Origin of the sequence: Clostridium sp. HBUAS56010 (assembly GCF_007115105.1) — a bacterium.
GTDB lineage: Bacteria > Bacillota > Clostridia > Lachnospirales > Lachnospiraceae > Lacrimispora.
Map to the genome: position 1 here is coordinate 266,005 of NZ_SULJ01000004.1, position 13,722 is coordinate 279,726.

Annotated in this window: 16 protein-coding genes and 1 tRNA gene; 1 reads left to right on the top strand and 16 read right to left on the bottom strand. The window is 38.9% G+C overall.

Translation table 11 applies throughout. The features are described from left to right. Positions 1 to 6 precede the first annotated feature (6 nt). The 7 genes from FAY33_RS09305 to FAY33_RS09335 form a co-directional block, all read right to left on the bottom strand. Positions 7 to 432 (bottom strand): GtrA family protein, encoded by a 426-nt coding sequence (locus FAY33_RS09305; protein ID WP_143320946.1) that lies wholly within the window; start codon positions 430 to 432, stop codon positions 7 to 9. A 66-nt stretch (positions 433 to 498) separates the two neighbouring features. Further along, positions 499 to 1,500, bottom strand: a complete 1,002-nt coding sequence (locus FAY33_RS09310; protein ID WP_143320947.1) for an FAD:protein FMN transferase — start codon at positions 1,498 to 1,500, stop codon at positions 499 to 501. A gap of 139 nt (positions 1,501 to 1,639) precedes the next feature. Next, the gene (locus tag FAY33_RS09315) at positions 1,640 to 2,830 is read right to left on the bottom strand and encodes an iron-containing alcohol dehydrogenase (protein ID WP_143320948.1); all 1,191 of its coding nucleotides are present in this window, start codon (positions 2,828 to 2,830) and stop codon (positions 1,640 to 1,642) included. A 114-nt stretch (positions 2,831 to 2,944) separates the two neighbouring features. Next, positions 2,945 to 3,871 (bottom strand): LysR family transcriptional regulator, encoded by a 927-nt coding sequence (locus FAY33_RS09320; protein WP_143320949.1) that lies wholly within the window; start codon positions 3,869 to 3,871, stop codon positions 2,945 to 2,947. A gap of 61 nt (positions 3,872 to 3,932) precedes the next feature. After that, positions 3,933 to 5,642 (bottom strand): ABC-ATPase domain-containing protein, encoded by a 1,710-nt coding sequence (locus FAY33_RS09325; protein WP_143320950.1) that lies wholly within the window; start codon positions 5,640 to 5,642, stop codon positions 3,933 to 3,935. Beyond that, positions 5,639 to 6,703: a tRNA preQ1(34) S-adenosylmethionine ribosyltransferase-isomerase QueA gene (gene queA, locus FAY33_RS09330; RefSeq protein WP_143320951.1), complete on the bottom strand. Its 1,065-nt coding sequence runs from the start codon at positions 6,701 to 6,703 to the stop codon at positions 5,639 to 5,641. The genes FAY33_RS09325 and queA overlap by 4 nt, the downstream gene beginning before the upstream one ends. A gap of 62 nt (positions 6,704 to 6,765) precedes the next feature. Next, positions 6,766 to 7,533 carry a hypothetical protein gene (locus tag FAY33_RS09335; protein ID WP_143320952.1) on the bottom strand — a complete coding sequence of 256 codons (768 nt, stop codon included), beginning with the start codon at positions 7,531 to 7,533 and terminating at the stop codon, positions 6,766 to 6,768. A gap of 112 nt (positions 7,534 to 7,645) precedes the next feature. Here FAY33_RS09335 and FAY33_RS09340 point away from each other — a divergent pair. Then, a tRNA-Arg gene (locus FAY33_RS09340) sits at positions 7,646 to 7,717 on the top strand. A 182-nt stretch (positions 7,718 to 7,899) separates the two neighbouring features. Here FAY33_RS09340 and FAY33_RS09345 read toward each other — a convergent pair. From FAY33_RS09345 to FAY33_RS09380, 9 genes are all read right to left on the bottom strand, one after another. Continuing rightward, positions 7,900 to 8,217 (bottom strand): tyrosine-type recombinase/integrase, encoded by a 318-nt coding sequence (locus FAY33_RS09345; RefSeq protein WP_143320953.1) that lies wholly within the window; start codon positions 8,215 to 8,217, stop codon positions 7,900 to 7,902. A 55-nt stretch (positions 8,218 to 8,272) separates the two neighbouring features. Then, positions 8,273 to 8,650, bottom strand: coding sequence for a hypothetical protein (locus tag FAY33_RS09350; protein ID WP_143320954.1), 378 nt, complete (start codon positions 8,648 to 8,650; stop codon positions 8,273 to 8,275). A 135-nt stretch (positions 8,651 to 8,785) separates the two neighbouring features. Continuing rightward, positions 8,786 to 9,274 (bottom strand): hypothetical protein, encoded by a 489-nt coding sequence (locus FAY33_RS09355; RefSeq protein WP_143320955.1) that lies wholly within the window; start codon positions 9,272 to 9,274, stop codon positions 8,786 to 8,788. A gap of 14 nt (positions 9,275 to 9,288) precedes the next feature. Continuing rightward, a complete protein-coding gene (locus FAY33_RS09360; protein WP_143320956.1) occupies positions 9,289 to 9,936 on the bottom strand; it encodes a hypothetical protein in 648 nt (215 codons plus the stop codon). Between the two features lie 273 nt (positions 9,937 to 10,209). Next, entirely contained in the window at positions 10,210 to 11,523 is a 1,314-nt protein-coding gene (locus FAY33_RS09365) for a hypothetical protein (protein ID WP_143320957.1), read from the bottom strand. A gap of 461 nt (positions 11,524 to 11,984) precedes the next feature. Further along, positions 11,985 to 12,146: a hypothetical protein gene (locus FAY33_RS19370; protein WP_185967560.1), complete on the bottom strand. Its 162-nt coding sequence runs from the start codon at positions 12,144 to 12,146 to the stop codon at positions 11,985 to 11,987. Positions 12,147 to 12,159: 13 nt separating this feature from the next. Then, positions 12,160 to 12,579, bottom strand: coding sequence for a hypothetical protein (locus FAY33_RS09370; protein WP_243126666.1), 420 nt, complete (start codon positions 12,577 to 12,579; stop codon positions 12,160 to 12,162). A gap of 1 nt (position 12,580) precedes the next feature. Next, positions 12,581 to 12,814: a cold shock domain-containing protein gene (locus tag FAY33_RS09375; RefSeq protein WP_143320959.1), complete on the bottom strand. Its 234-nt coding sequence runs from the start codon at positions 12,812 to 12,814 to the stop codon at positions 12,581 to 12,583. Then, positions 12,799 to 13,176 (bottom strand): HU family DNA-binding protein, encoded by a 378-nt coding sequence (locus FAY33_RS09380; protein WP_185967561.1) that lies wholly within the window; start codon positions 13,174 to 13,176, stop codon positions 12,799 to 12,801. The genes FAY33_RS09375 and FAY33_RS09380 overlap by 16 nt, the downstream gene beginning before the upstream one ends. Positions 13,177 to 13,722 lie beyond the last annotated feature (546 nt).

Here is a 13,722-nt window from a genome sequence, read left to right on the forward strand (position 1 = left end):
CTCTCTTTACAGGGGTTTTTCCTCACTCTTACGGAATATGAAAAGTTTGCTGAATACATAGTTCACAACAACAACAACTATGGATACCAGTACTTTACTTACATATTCATCCATATTGAGCCAGGAAACCATTATCACCATTAGAACCATTTCCATGACGCCTGACGCTGCTCTGCATGCAGTAAATGAAACCATCTCTTTGAAAATAAAAGCAGGATGCAGGTCATAGCTTTGAAATACAAAAATCTTATTGACAACATAGGCAAATACAACCGACACCACCCATGCCGCTGCCGTTGCAACCCGGTAGTCTACGCCGGCTCTCACCATGATCGCATAGACAATCCAGTTCACCACTGTAGTCATAACTCCAAATACCAGATAGGAGATTACCTCACGGCTGGTGAACTTGTCCCATATTTTTTTTAACATTTCTTTTCTCCTGTAAAATCGCATTTCTTCTATTGTATTATAGGGATGGAAAATTGTAAAGAAAATCTAATGTCCTGCTTCGAGAAACTGCTTTGCCCCATCCGAATAATAGACTTCATAATCATCCGTAATAAAGATTCCATAAATATCATCTAAGGAGTTGGCCAGTTGAAGCCCTTTTTCCAGTCCAAGGGAAAAACAGGCTGTGGTCAGTCCATCTCCATCTGTGGATTCCTTTGACAGAATGGTCACAGATACCAGCCCATTTTGAAATGGATATCCATCCGCCGGATTTAAAAGATGATGGTAGTTGGTTCCATCCTTTATAAAATGTCTTTCATAAACACCAGAAGACACCACAGATAAATCCTTAATCTGGAACGTCTCAATTGTCTCATTCCGGTCTGCAAAAGGTTTTTGAAGACCTATTTTAAATGGTTCCCCATCAGGCTTTTCTCCAACACAAAGTACATTGCCCCCCAGATTAATGACTGCACTTTTTACTCCCTCTTTAACAAGATATTCTTTTAAGCGGTCTGCAATATACCCCTTTGCAACGGCTCCAAAGTCAATGGCAGTATCCGGTGATAAAAAAGTAAGGGTATTTCCCTCCAGTTTCAGATTCCGGTAATCCACTTTTGCAGCAGCTTTCTGAATCTCATGATCTGGAGGAACCACAGGTTTTTGAGAAGTAAAATTCCAGAGAGAAGACAAAGGTTCTATGGTAATGTCAAAACCGCCATCTGACAGTTCAGAATAATGTTGGGACATGGATATAAGATTTCTCACATCATCAGAAACTGTAACCGTCTGCTGATTGGCAGGTCTGTTATTTATCTGATATACTTCACTCTCTTTTAATGTCCTGCTTAACATATTTTCATAAGAACGGCATAAGTCCAGGCAATCATCCAGTATCTCAGGATCATCCTTATCATAGATTGTCACTGTAACAAATGTATTGAGCATAAAACCGGACTTGGTAATCGGTTCAATCTTTCTTTGACAACCAGAAAGCAATATGGCTGCAAGCCCGGCAATAAAAAGCATTTTCTTTCCTTTTTTCATATTCTGCCTTTCGAATTTCATTTTCCAGATTACCATATCACAGATGATTTTTGCTGTCAAACTGCTTTTTTACACACCACAGGCGCAGAACCTTAAGGTCCTGCGCCTGTAATTATTCTCTCATTTATCTTCTTGTAATTTAAAAATCTACTTCTGTGTCATAGTAACAGCAGGAAAGCAGTTTTTCCATCTCAGCCGGCGTAATGGACCTTGGATTGGAGCCAGTACAGGCATCACCAACCGCAAGTTCTGCTACGGAAGCTAATTTTTCCTTAAACTCTGCTTCATCAATGATTCCGCCATCGTATTCTTTAATGCTGAAAGGAATACTCAGTTTTTCATTCATAGAGCGAATCTCTGCAATCAGTGCATCAACCAGGTCCTTATCGCTATCGCCTTTTAAGCCCATAAAACGGGCAATCTCACCATAACGTTTTTCTGCTTCCTGATTCTTTGCATTGAACCGGATTACCTTCGGCAGATACATGGCATTGGCACATCCATGTACAATATGTCCGCCGGAATAAGCCGCACCTGTTTTATGTGCCATGGAATGAACGATTCCTAACAGCGCATTGGAAAATGCCATTCCTGCAAGACACTGTGCATTGTGCATGCGGGCACGGGCATCCATATCACCGCCATAGGATGAAATCAGATCATTATGTATCATCTTAATTGCATGAAGTGCTAAAGGATCAGTAAAATCACAATGCAGAGTGGACACATATGCTTCTATCGCATGAGTCAGCGCATCCATTCCGGTATATGCGGTCAGCTTCTGAGGCATGGTTTCTGCAAGATCAGGATCAACGATTGCAACATCCGGTGTGATATTAAAATCAGCAAGAGGATATTTAATTCCTTTTTTATAATCTGTAATAACGCTGAATGCCGTTACTTCGGTAGCTGTTCCGGAAGTAGACGGAATTGCGCAGAATTTTGCTTTTGTTCTTAAAGACGGGAAATTAAACGGAACGCATAAATCATCAAACGTAACATCCGGATACTCATAAAATGCCCACATTGCCTTTGCCGCATCAATGGGAGATCCACCGCCGATTGCAACGATCCAGTCCGGTTCAAATTCACGCATGATCTCTGCGCCTTTCATTACAGTATCTACACTGGGGTCTGGTTCTACCCCTTCAAATAATTTCACTTCTAATCCGGCTTCTTTTAAATAAGCCACAACTCTGTCAAGAAATCCAAATCGTTTCATCGAACCGCCGCCAACTACCACGATTGCCTTATGTCCCTTTAAATTCTTAAGTTCCTCCAAGGCTCCCTTTCCGTGATACAAGTCTCTCGGTAATGTAAATCTAGCCATATTATAACCCTCCTTATGAATTTCCAGTTCTCACTACCTTTTTATTGTAGTCCAGCCCAACAGAAAATGCAAAGGTAAAAAGCTATATATCAGTATATAATTATTGATATATATTTAACATTCTTGTCGAAACTGGGAGCTGCACAATTCCAGTTCTTTCAGAAAATCTTTTTCCTGACGGGTATAAGAACAGCCTTTTTTACAGATCAGGGAATCCCGGTAATCTCTGGTCTCTTTCCTGCACTGGCGTTCCACCAGACAGTATCGTTTCAGCAAATGTTCGGGCATGGGAGAGACCCACATATAAGTATCCGGGTTTTCACACAGCAGATCAAACTGGCTTCCACGCTCAAAAACAAAGATACGCTTTAAAGACCCAGCCGCTAGTCTCTCTCTTTCTAAATTCCCTTTGTAGCTGGATACACCATCACCAAGGGTAATCTCTGTATAAGGAAAAAGATCCTCTGGCTGTATCTCCGCCTTTTGCGCCAGGGGATGCTCTCTCGACAATAAAAGTCTTAAAGAATAATCAAACAATGGTTCTAAAACCATACCTTTTGCAGTTATCACCTGATGGTAATAAGACTCTGAAGAAAACTGGTATCTGATAATACCTAAACGATATTCTCCGGTATCCACATCGCTTAAGGTGCCGGAAGTATTGGTTTCTCTCAGCCAGACAGTCATGGACTCTTCTGCATGAAGAGACTGGATGAATCTGGCACAGGCAAGACTGATATAGCTTGCTCTTGGCATGGACAGAGAAAATGTGATATTTGCCGGCTGCTCCGGTTTGTATAGCCGTTCCATCTCCTCAATCTGAACCAGTACGTTTCTGGCATATTCCAGAAACACACTTCCCCGCTCCGTAGGAACAACCCCTTTGGGCGTCCGACGAAATATGGGAGCACCAAGACTTTCTTCCAGACTTTTGATGGCTTTACTCAGATTAGGCTGATCCATATAAAGGTTGGCTGCCGCCTGAGTGATGGAACCTGTCTTTTCCACTTCTACTGCATATTGCAATAATACCGTATTCAATCATCTTCCTCCTTTGTCTAATGCTTACTGAGCCCTTCTTCCATTCCATGCTCCTATCCGCTTAAAAAGACAGGCTTCTGCACCGGTTAAATGCTGCAAAAATCTCCTGTCTTCTGGGAAGCGCCAGATTAACAGGTATATATCCCTTTTCCCCGGGGAAATCAATTCCTTTTGTATGCAGCATTTCCTCCAGCGCATCCACAACCTGCACCAGCGTTCTCTTTTGGTCAATCAGATGTTCCTCTGCATATGGAAGCAAAAATCCCAAAGCAGCGATCTGCTCCGCGTCAACGATCTGTTCCACATAGCGTAAATCTACAACCTCATGATCAATCTTTAAACTGTCTTTTCCAAGTACTTTTGTTTTCGTTCTTTTTTCCTCTCTCTTGATTCCAAGAGAAGTAGGAACCCTGTGAAATGTGATTTCTGGCAGATCAAGAGACAAAATCTCTTCTCCATAATCGTTCGCCTTTTCTTTGGCAAATGCAGTGATTTCCTTTGGCACATAGGAATCCATCTGAATGACGTGATCGGCTGCATGAAAATAAGCACCAGAACTTCCCGCCACAAGAATGGTGGAAATACCCTTTTTTTCATATAAACTTCTGACCCGTTCAATAAATGGAATAATTGGTTCGTGGCTCCTGCTCACCACCATCTGCATCAGACGGTCACGAACCATAAAATTAGTTGCACTGGTATCCTCGTCCACCAGCAGAACCCTTGTTCCACTTTCCATTGCCTCCATAACACCCGCTGCCTGGGAAGTGCTCCCACTGGCATCCTCTGTGGAAAAGCGGACCGTGTCCCGACGATCAGGAAGATTATTAATAAACGGAGAAATATTTACCTGTTTCACACTTCTTCCATCTTCTGCACGCAGTTTCACCGCCGAATCATCTGTAACAACAAATTCTCTGCCATCTCCGCCAACGTGATTATACACTCCCCTTTCCAGTGCTTCTAAAAGCGTGGATTTTCCATGATAACCACCGCCCACAATCAGGGTAATTCCTGTTTTTATTCCCATTCCCTTGATCACTCCCCTGTTTGGAAGTACGATTTCCACCTCCATGGATTCCGGAGACTGAAATGGGACTGCATGTTTCATGGGTTTTTCTGAGACTCCGGATTGTCTTGGCAATATGGCTCCGTTGGCAACAAAGGCTGCAAGTCCCTTCTCTATAAGCTGGCTCCGCAAAGAATTCTGATCTTCAGCAAGTTCTATCACCTCTGACATTCTCTGTTTTTCCTGTGAAGGATAGGAGCTATAAAATGAAACTCCCGCCGCACAGGAGGGAATAAACTCAAATAAAATCCTGATTAACTCTCCAGAGCGGATAGACCTGCCATTGGCAGGAAATCCCACCTCCAGGCGAAATATCACGTTCCCGTTTTTGGAATCAATTCTACAGGCGGTTCTATCCAGAACTTCCTGTCCGGGATGACTGATTGACAAAAGACCGCTTTTGCCAGAGCCTTTTGCTTTAAAAGAACAGGGATTGAGTTTCTCTCCAAACTTTCTTAACAGGGCATCACAAAGAGCGGTTTTTTTATATTCCTGATCATAAAACGCAACAGGAAATCCCGCCTTTTTCCCATCTATATGCAGACTGATCTTAGAAGGTGCTGCAAAGGGATCTCCCTGAACATGATCAATGGAAAGCACATAGTCAGAAAAAGCATATTCTCCCTTTGACCCCTTGTATGCCGGATATCCTTTTCCATCAACGGAATTAAGAAATTGTCTCAAATCCCCCGCTGTTTTCACTGCACAGGCCTCCCATCATTTATTTCTTCATGAAGATCAGTCAGAAACATGGCATCTCCAAAGCTGAAGAAACGGTAACGCTCCCTGATCGCCTCTTCATAGGCATGGAGCACATGCTCCCGTCCTGCAAGTGCTGAGACCAGCATAACAAGCGTGGATTCCGGCAAATGGAAATTGGTAATCAGGCAATCCAATGTTTTAAAACGGTAACCAGGATAAATAAATATCTCCGTCCAGCCAGTCCCTGCTTTTAAAACTCCCTCTTCCGTGGATGCAGACTCAACGGTTCTGCAGCTTGTGGTTCCCACGCAGATAATTCTGCCTCCGTTTTTCTTCGTGTCGTTGACTTTTTTTGCTTCTTCTTCCTCTACTACATAGAATTCTGAGTGCATATGGTGATTTTCAATGGTGTCAACTTTCACCGGGCGGAAGGTTCCAAGCCCAACATGAAGTGTGACTTTTGCAATGGTCACTCCCATGGTCTTGATTTCTTCTAACAGCTCCTTGGTGAAATGAAGTCCTGCAGTTGGTGCGGCAGCAGAACCTTCGTGTTTTGCATAAACGGTCTGGTAACGGTTCTTGTCCTGAAGCTGATGTGTAATATAAGGAGGTAAAGGCATCTGTCCCAAACGGTCCAGTATCTCCTCAAATATTCCTTCATAGGAAAACTGGATCAGCCGGTTCCCCTCTTCCACGACATCAACCACGGTTCCCTTTAACAAACCATCACCAAATGAAATGACAGTTCCAGGCTTTGCCTTTTTTCCCGGTTTAACAAGCACCTCCCAGATATCATGTTCCTTCCGTTTTAATAAAAGGATCTCAACCTTCGCCTCTGTTCCCTCTTTGACGCCAAAAAGTCTGGCTGGAATTACTTTCGTATCATTAATGACCAGACAGTCTCCCTTGCGGAGATACGAAAGTATGTCTCTGAAATGTCTGTGCTCTATCTCTCCTGTATGTTTATCCATCACCAGCAGTCTGGAAGCAGAACGATCAAGCAGAGGGTCCTGGGCAATCAGTTCCTGGGGCAAATCAAAATTAAAATCTTTAACATCCATAACTATTTTCTCCTTTGCCAAAAATGCCCCTCTGCACGGTGCCACGCAGAGAAGCATCTGGTTTACATATTGTTTGGCTGGCTGCCAGTTTCTGTGGCAGCTTCCGATTCTTCTTTGGAACTTTCCTCAGGCTCTTCCTTCTTATCTTTCAGCATATGATATACTGCCAAAAGATTCTCATCGGATTCTAAGACCTTTCCAAGGCTTTCATTGACTTCTTTTGTCATCTTCTGAACTTGTCTGGAATGATTCACCTGATCAATCAGTGCGGACTGTTCTTTGTCAGCATCAGCAACCAGATAATAGGTTCCATCGGTTCCTTTCCTGACATAACTGGCGGTCAGGCTCGGGGCAGGTGTTTCTGCCTGGCGGAACTTAACATCAAACCTGGCGTAGACAACATAATCTCCATCAGATACACCAGGAGCTGTATAACATTCCAGATTCTCATAATCCTGATAGAACTTAACCTCTTCTTCCAATCTGTCGCCCTGCTTTTTTAACTCTTCCTCAGAAACAAGCCCTCCGTAAACCTTGGAAAGCAGTTCCAGATCACAGGTCTTTCTTGCCTTAAAATAAGACTCCATTAATTCATGAATCTCCGGTACAGCCTCTTTTTCTAACGTAACCTCTTTTGATTCCTCTTTTTCTGTTCCACTCTCCTGCTTTCCCGTCTGGGACTTCGCTTCTTCTTTGTTCTCAACCGGTCGGTCCATTACTACCACAACAACCATAAGTACAATTGCAACCAGCGGAATTGCAAGAAATTTTAAATATTTCATCATCTCTTCTTTTGAACCATTTTTCCATTTTTCCAATAAGTGTTTCATTTAGGCGTGACCTCCTGGAGAATGAATCTCTTCCTCATTTTAACAAAAAAAACGATAAAAATCAACAAATACTCTTGCGCATTACAGGAACTTATAGTAGAATGTAAAAGATGCATCTGTAGCTCAGTGGATAGAGCAATGGCCTCCGGAGCCGTGTGCGTAGGTTCGATTCCTATCAGATGCACTATTTTTTTGGCTTTTTTAGTCTCTTAAAAAGCCTTACTTTATAAGGATTCTCTCGCGCTTATCAGCTTTTCGCTAATTTTCCCAATTCCTAACTTTTACTGATTTCTACTGGTTTTTGCTGTTTTTTACTGAAAGATAAGTGGTCATTAGTGGTCAGATAAGTGGTCAAAATCTTCCCTTTTAAACCTTGCAGATACTGGACATTACATCGGTCATCTGATCATTTAGAACGTGAATATATGTACTGTATGTGGTGTTAATATCGGCGTGTCCTAAGAGTTTGCTGACAACACTAATCTCTATCCCTCTCTTTAACAGTCTTGAAGCAAATGTGTGTCTAAGCGCATGGATTGTGTAATCTTCTGCTCCCACTGTACCAAGAACACTTTTATATGTTCTGAGTATATTACGTTCTGATACATATCCTCCATCTACCGTACATGCAACATAATGAGTCTCAATCTTTTTACGCTTGTTATAGTCTTGTATCTGCTTCAAAAGAGTGTATTAATGCCATGTTAGACACTCCTTTTCTTTCCCAGTATAAAGTTTATTATTCAAGTTCTGACTTAGGTAAATAATATTCTAAATAATATAGTGCGTCAGCAACAGAGTTAAATAAACTTTGATCTATTTTACTATTGGATCGTGATGTAAACCCCTTTGCACTAGCTTCCATTACTCCTGCTTTATAGCAATTATGCACGACAGATATATCGTCCATACACTCGTTCGAAGACTTAGAAAGATACTTATATTCCTCGTTTATGTCTTGCTTTAACTTTTTATATTTTTCGCTGATCGAGTGAGAATCTCCATTATTATTTTGCATATATTCAGAAATTGAATTTTCTAATTCATTTAACTGTTTAATATAATTTGATAATCTTTCAACTAATACTCCTTTTGATAACTTTTTCAAATCTATCATTTTAATTCCCCTTGTGTTTTGTATTTAGTATAATCAATCATACCATACCCACAAAATAAAAAAAATAGGGTATACTAGATATTTCTATCCAATATACCCTATAGAAGTGATTACTGATAATAGCATTGTTTCATATTACATTAAGATTCTTTCACCAGTAGAGTTTCTAAATTTCAAAAATAATCCCTCTTGTGAGACTAGTTTCTGTAATATTTGCAGAACTTCATCAGTCAGTTGATAAAAACTAACTAAAAATCCACCATTAATACTCATAAGAAACTGAGGTTCAGAAAAGAGAATCTGTACCGAAGAAAAGTCCATTGATACAATTTTCTTTATTATATACGCCAATTTATCAGGAGAACTGTTTCTAATATTTACGTTAAAAGAAATCTCATGTTCCAGATCAACAGGTATTGGAGATTCAGTTAGATAAATCTCGCATAGGTAGAAATAAATCAACTTCAACGCAATACGGGATATTTTTTCTGCATATAGCGGAAGATAAGAGGTTTCGAAATATTCCTCCAATTCCAAAAAATGCACGTCCGATGTTTCATATGGAATAAAATCAATATAATAATATTCATCTAAATCTTGAAGATTTTCAATTACCTCAAACATAAAATTAAACCTCTTTAATCTCTTAATACCTCACCATTTTCTCCTAATGAGGCAACTCTTTTACCTTGTTTATCTTTCAGTTTCCACTTACTCTGCCCGTGTCCTGAAGTGTCTTTATCAATCGACCAACCACCTTTTTCTTTATAAGTAGTTTTTCCACTAACCTTTTGGTCAAACTTTCCTAAATCCACATCGCCATTATCATCTCTTAACCTTGAAGGAATTTTACCTTTTATCTTGGCAATTGCACGTGCATCAGAATCACTGAGCCAATCAGTAATAGTATTATATAACCATGATCCTGCTGCTATCGTTACACCAGCTACAATTATAACTCCTGTTGCGGCAATCAAAACCTCTCCTACCCCAGGAATAAAATATGCTCCCGCCGCCATTGCCATCTGTGGTTGTACAATTCCATTGCTTGAACCGCTTACTTCAACCGCCTGATTAAGTAATTTTTCAAACTGACTTTTTGTATAATACACACCATTAATTGTCACTCCATCTTCTGTTACAATAACGCTTCCAGAAGTTTTTGATACACTTTGGCTATTTGTATTTACAGAATGATTTTGAGCAAAAGCTGTAATACCTGTATTTAAAGTCATTAATGCTGCAAGTAAAAGGGCTGTGTATTTCTTATAGTTTCTTTTCTTCATATGCTTCCTCCATATTATAGTTTTTAGTTACATTGCAACGTTGTCTATCATTTTATTTAGTTTTAATCACCTTCTTAATACAAAAATAAATAGATATATTTATTTATCTCTTAGAAGGTATAGCGTAACAGCAACCATAAAGCATAGCAATACTTGTTCCAAAATTATACACTTTGAGTGCCAAAATTTGCTCATTGATCTTACATAGAACTTCTACAATATGGAAAACCACTACAAAATTCTCTAAAATACCTCAGTCTTTTAACATATTATTTAATCATCAATTTCAATCTTCCATTCCATCATAGCACGATAAACCTTATATGGTATTTTATCTTTACTTCTTTCAGCCATATCCTTTATAAATTTTTCTTTGTATTCTTTATATTTTTCAAAAGCGGCAACGGAATCATTGAATGTACCAAGCTTAATTACTTTTCCAAAACAATTTAACTCTGCACGATATTTACCACTCTCTTTATCCCTATGAACACCAAGGGGTAAATCTCCCCGATTCTTCTTGCAACTTAAAAATAGAGTATTGATAAAATGAGGTACAAGGCAACAAGTTTCAGAACTATAAATAGTGTTTCCCTTAAATAAAATATCCTTATCAAGATCTAAAGATTCAATTCCATATTTATTCTTCTCATACCATATCTTAAAATTACAATAGTTATGCCATTCTTCACCAACAGCATGACCCTTATATTGTGGCTGCCTCTCATGGAATTTGTCATTATAACAACGATTCATCATGTCATGCCATTTTATGTAAGACTCTGACTTACAATCCACATCATCACTCCCCCAGTATCCAACTCCACACATAGTCGGTGTTTGTTCTGGCTTGCTCCAATTGTCAGGTTTATACCTTATATCATTCATTACATTTACAATAAAGGCTTCTGAATCATCTCCATTTTTCATAAAGTTCTGCTTAACAATTCTATACTGCTCCTGATTTAGAGGATATAGATTTCTGAAATAGTTGTCTTCTTTATTAAATCCACCATGCCAAATATAGATGTTATTTTCTATATCAGAATTTACAATAAATGTTTCTACCACCACTTTAGGAGCATATATATTTTCACTCTTATCATTCCATTTTCCATTATAAAAATTATTCTTTGTCGCAGTATATCTTAATACCCCATATTTATCATAACTACCTGTAAGCAAGACGGTTTGTCCGTTGACGCGACGAATCATTCTCCCATAATTAGATATCCAGTAATCTTTATAATCCATCAATTTAACAAACTGCTCATCTGTACCAAGAGGAAGTATTTTAGTTGCTGATAAATCCAGTATTCTTTCTGGCTTAATCTCCTTGTATTTTCTATGTATCAATATTTCTACATTATCATTAATTTTAATCTGTTGCTTGCTTTCAATATATTTTCTTTGAGACTTATATTCACACTCTTTACATTGCCCCAGGTAATATGGAGCAGATACCTTATTGTCCATAAGTCTAAAGCTGTTTGTTGGTAATGCTCTCCCACATTTATTGCATATCTTAGTTTCTAGGTTATGAGAAACCTCATTATTCTGCTTACTACTAATTCTATTGTCATTCATTGAACCTCCTTTTTATTAACCAGAAATTCAAGAAAATTGCTATAGGGGGCATGGTTTAACATTATGGCTTCTATATACAGGGGGTGATCCCAAGAACGCCTTATTTTGAGATATATTTTAACCGAAACCCTTGTAAAATAAAGCTCTCTATATGGTCCCAATGAATAAACTCTTATTCTATAAGCAATTCTCCATTACTCACCACACTAGAAACCGCCATTTCTCGTTAATTCAGTCCCATAGCAAATAAGCCCAGAATACATTATCCTGAACTTTATAAATCCAATATTCTATTTTTTACTTTTCGTGTCTTTATCACATGGAATAGTTGTGCGGATATATCGACGACCACCGATCAGGGGGGCGTGGATTGCACATAGAAAATTAGAAATATTCTTGAATCGTGGCATTGCCTTTCTTTTACTTCCCGGCAACTAGGAAATACAAATACTTATAAATTCTTAATGGCAGCAGTTGTTATCTTCCATTATCTCATCAATGGCAACTGCAATATGCTTATTTACAATTCGCTCCAGATCATCATGTGTCATGTTTCCATATAACTGATTCAATCCATTCATATTTTCGTTGCTGATAACTGCTACTCTGTTACTTAATTCCATTATGTAAATCCTCCTATGCTCTTACCGAAAAGCCTTTACTCTTCAGATATTCAATTGCCAGTTTCAACAATTCCCCATTCTCAACGGTATTTTCTATTGTCTCGTCCCAAACACGGGGAGTACTATTTCCTACATCTAAACCACCATGCAATCCCTGACTTGCCCATGTAACAACTTCAAATCCTGTAGCATTGTAATAATTATCCATGGAGTCATAATCAATGTATACAGACGCTACCACCTTATTTCCTACTCTCTTAGGCTCAACTTTTACCGCTGATCGCAAAAAATCATATGACCTTCTGTACGATAATGGATCATAGGCATCGTAATAGGATTGTAAATAATAATTCAACGTCTCATAGACTCTATCGGCCATCACACCAACCATACTTTCCATCGTTGGCATGAGTGCAGCAGTCAATTGGTTCATATTACTTATTCTTTTTGCCATTCTTATATTTCCTTTCTGCGGCTTCAATCACAGATATATTCATGGCATTATAATCACTTCTATCTGTTGAATACACATCGAAATTTACCAGATAGCCACTTTCAACATATTCCCCGTTTAATTTTGACCAATGGATAAAATACTGCTGTCCATTCTCTCCACGAATAAACCCAAATCCCTTGTCTTCAAAATACTTTGTTACTGTTCCAAACATTCGTCTTCTCCTTTCAATCCATGAATCCCTTTTTCCATATTCTTATTTAATCTTTCTTTCAAACTCTTTTTAAATAAATCATTTGTGTGGAAATGCAACCTTACAAATGTACGAAGCTCACCTTCCTTGTCCTTCATCGTGCCAAGTCCACAATGTGAAGTTCTAACGATAGTAGGACGAATTGTACCTACTCCCTTAATGCTGACCTTTTCACCCTCCATTAATGCTTTGAGACATTCTTCTGCATACATTTTCAGAATATTTTCAATTGACTTCTTGGTGTAAGCATTATCCTCCCTTCTCCAAACCCGTTCTATTGCTCTCCAGATTGTAAATCCATGGTCATGTTTTTCTTTGCTCACTTTAATTTCCTCCTTGATTTTTATAAAATTGTTATCGGTGGTGCCGATATCTGCTGAAACCTCCGGCCATTACCGGAATCTCAATTTTCATTAAATTGTTGTTTGCTAGTGTCATGTATTAGTGCTGTTGTAATGCCCCCGGTGGTCACCAGAATGTCCATATAGACGGTTTACTGGTGGGTAGGGGGATTTGTTTACGTTAGAATTTAAGGCACTAAAATAAGCCCACATACTCATATTTTTCATACCAGCATATAGACTTATTTAGATTTCCAAATTATGGATAATGGGTCAATAATGGGTCAAATTGATTATTGCCTACCTCCAAACTATTGATTTTACTACATTTTTTCTTAATTAACCGTAGGTTCGATTCCTATCAGATGCACTATTTTTTTGGCCTTTTTAGTCTCTTAAAAAGCCTTACTTTATAAGGATTCTCTTGTGTCTATCAGGTTTTCATGGATTGTCAACAGTTTTTTAGACAGTTTTTTTTAGGGTATTTATTCTATACTTCACCGGAGTCAGGTATCCCAGCGAAGAATG

Coding starts and splice junctions, on each gene's coding strand:
- FAY33_RS09310 (WP_143320947.1), bottom strand. CDS start 1,500: ATGAAAAAAGGAAAGAAAATGCTTTTTATTGCCGGGCTTGCAGCCATA.
- FAY33_RS09315 (WP_143320948.1), bottom strand. CDS start 2,830: ATGGCTAGATTTACATTACCGAGAGACTTGTATCACGGAAAGGGAGCC.
- FAY33_RS09370 (WP_243126666.1), bottom strand. CDS start 12,579: ATGAACCAATTGACTGCTGCACTCATGCCAACGATGGAAAGTATGGTT.
- FAY33_RS09355 (WP_143320955.1), bottom strand. CDS start 9,274: ATGTTTGAGGTAATTGAAAATCTTCAAGATTTAGATGAATATTATTAT.
- FAY33_RS09350 (WP_143320954.1), bottom strand. CDS start 8,650: ATGATAGATTTGAAAAAGTTATCAAAAGGAGTATTAGTTGAAAGATTA.
- FAY33_RS09365 (WP_143320957.1), bottom strand. CDS start 11,523: ATGAATGACAATAGAATTAGTAGTAAGCAGAATAATGAGGTTTCTCAT.
- FAY33_RS09305 (WP_143320946.1), bottom strand. CDS start 432: ATGTTAAAAAAAATATGGGACAAGTTCACCAGCCGTGAGGTAATCTCC.
- FAY33_RS09360 (WP_143320956.1), bottom strand. CDS start 9,936: ATGAAGAAAAGAAACTATAAGAAATACACAGCCCTTTTACTTGCAGCA.
- FAY33_RS09335 (WP_143320952.1), bottom strand. CDS start 7,533: ATGAAACACTTATTGGAAAAATGGAAAAATGGTTCAAAAGAAGAGATG.
- FAY33_RS09375 (WP_143320959.1), bottom strand. CDS start 12,814: ATGTTTGGAACAGTAACAAAGTATTTTGAAGACAAGGGATTTGGGTTT.
- FAY33_RS19370 (WP_185967560.1), bottom strand. CDS start 12,146: ATGGAATTAAGTAACAGAGTAGCAGTTATCAGCAACGAAAATATGAAT.
- queA (WP_143320951.1), bottom strand. CDS start 6,703: ATGGATGTTAAAGATTTTAATTTTGATTTGCCCCAGGAACTGATTGCC.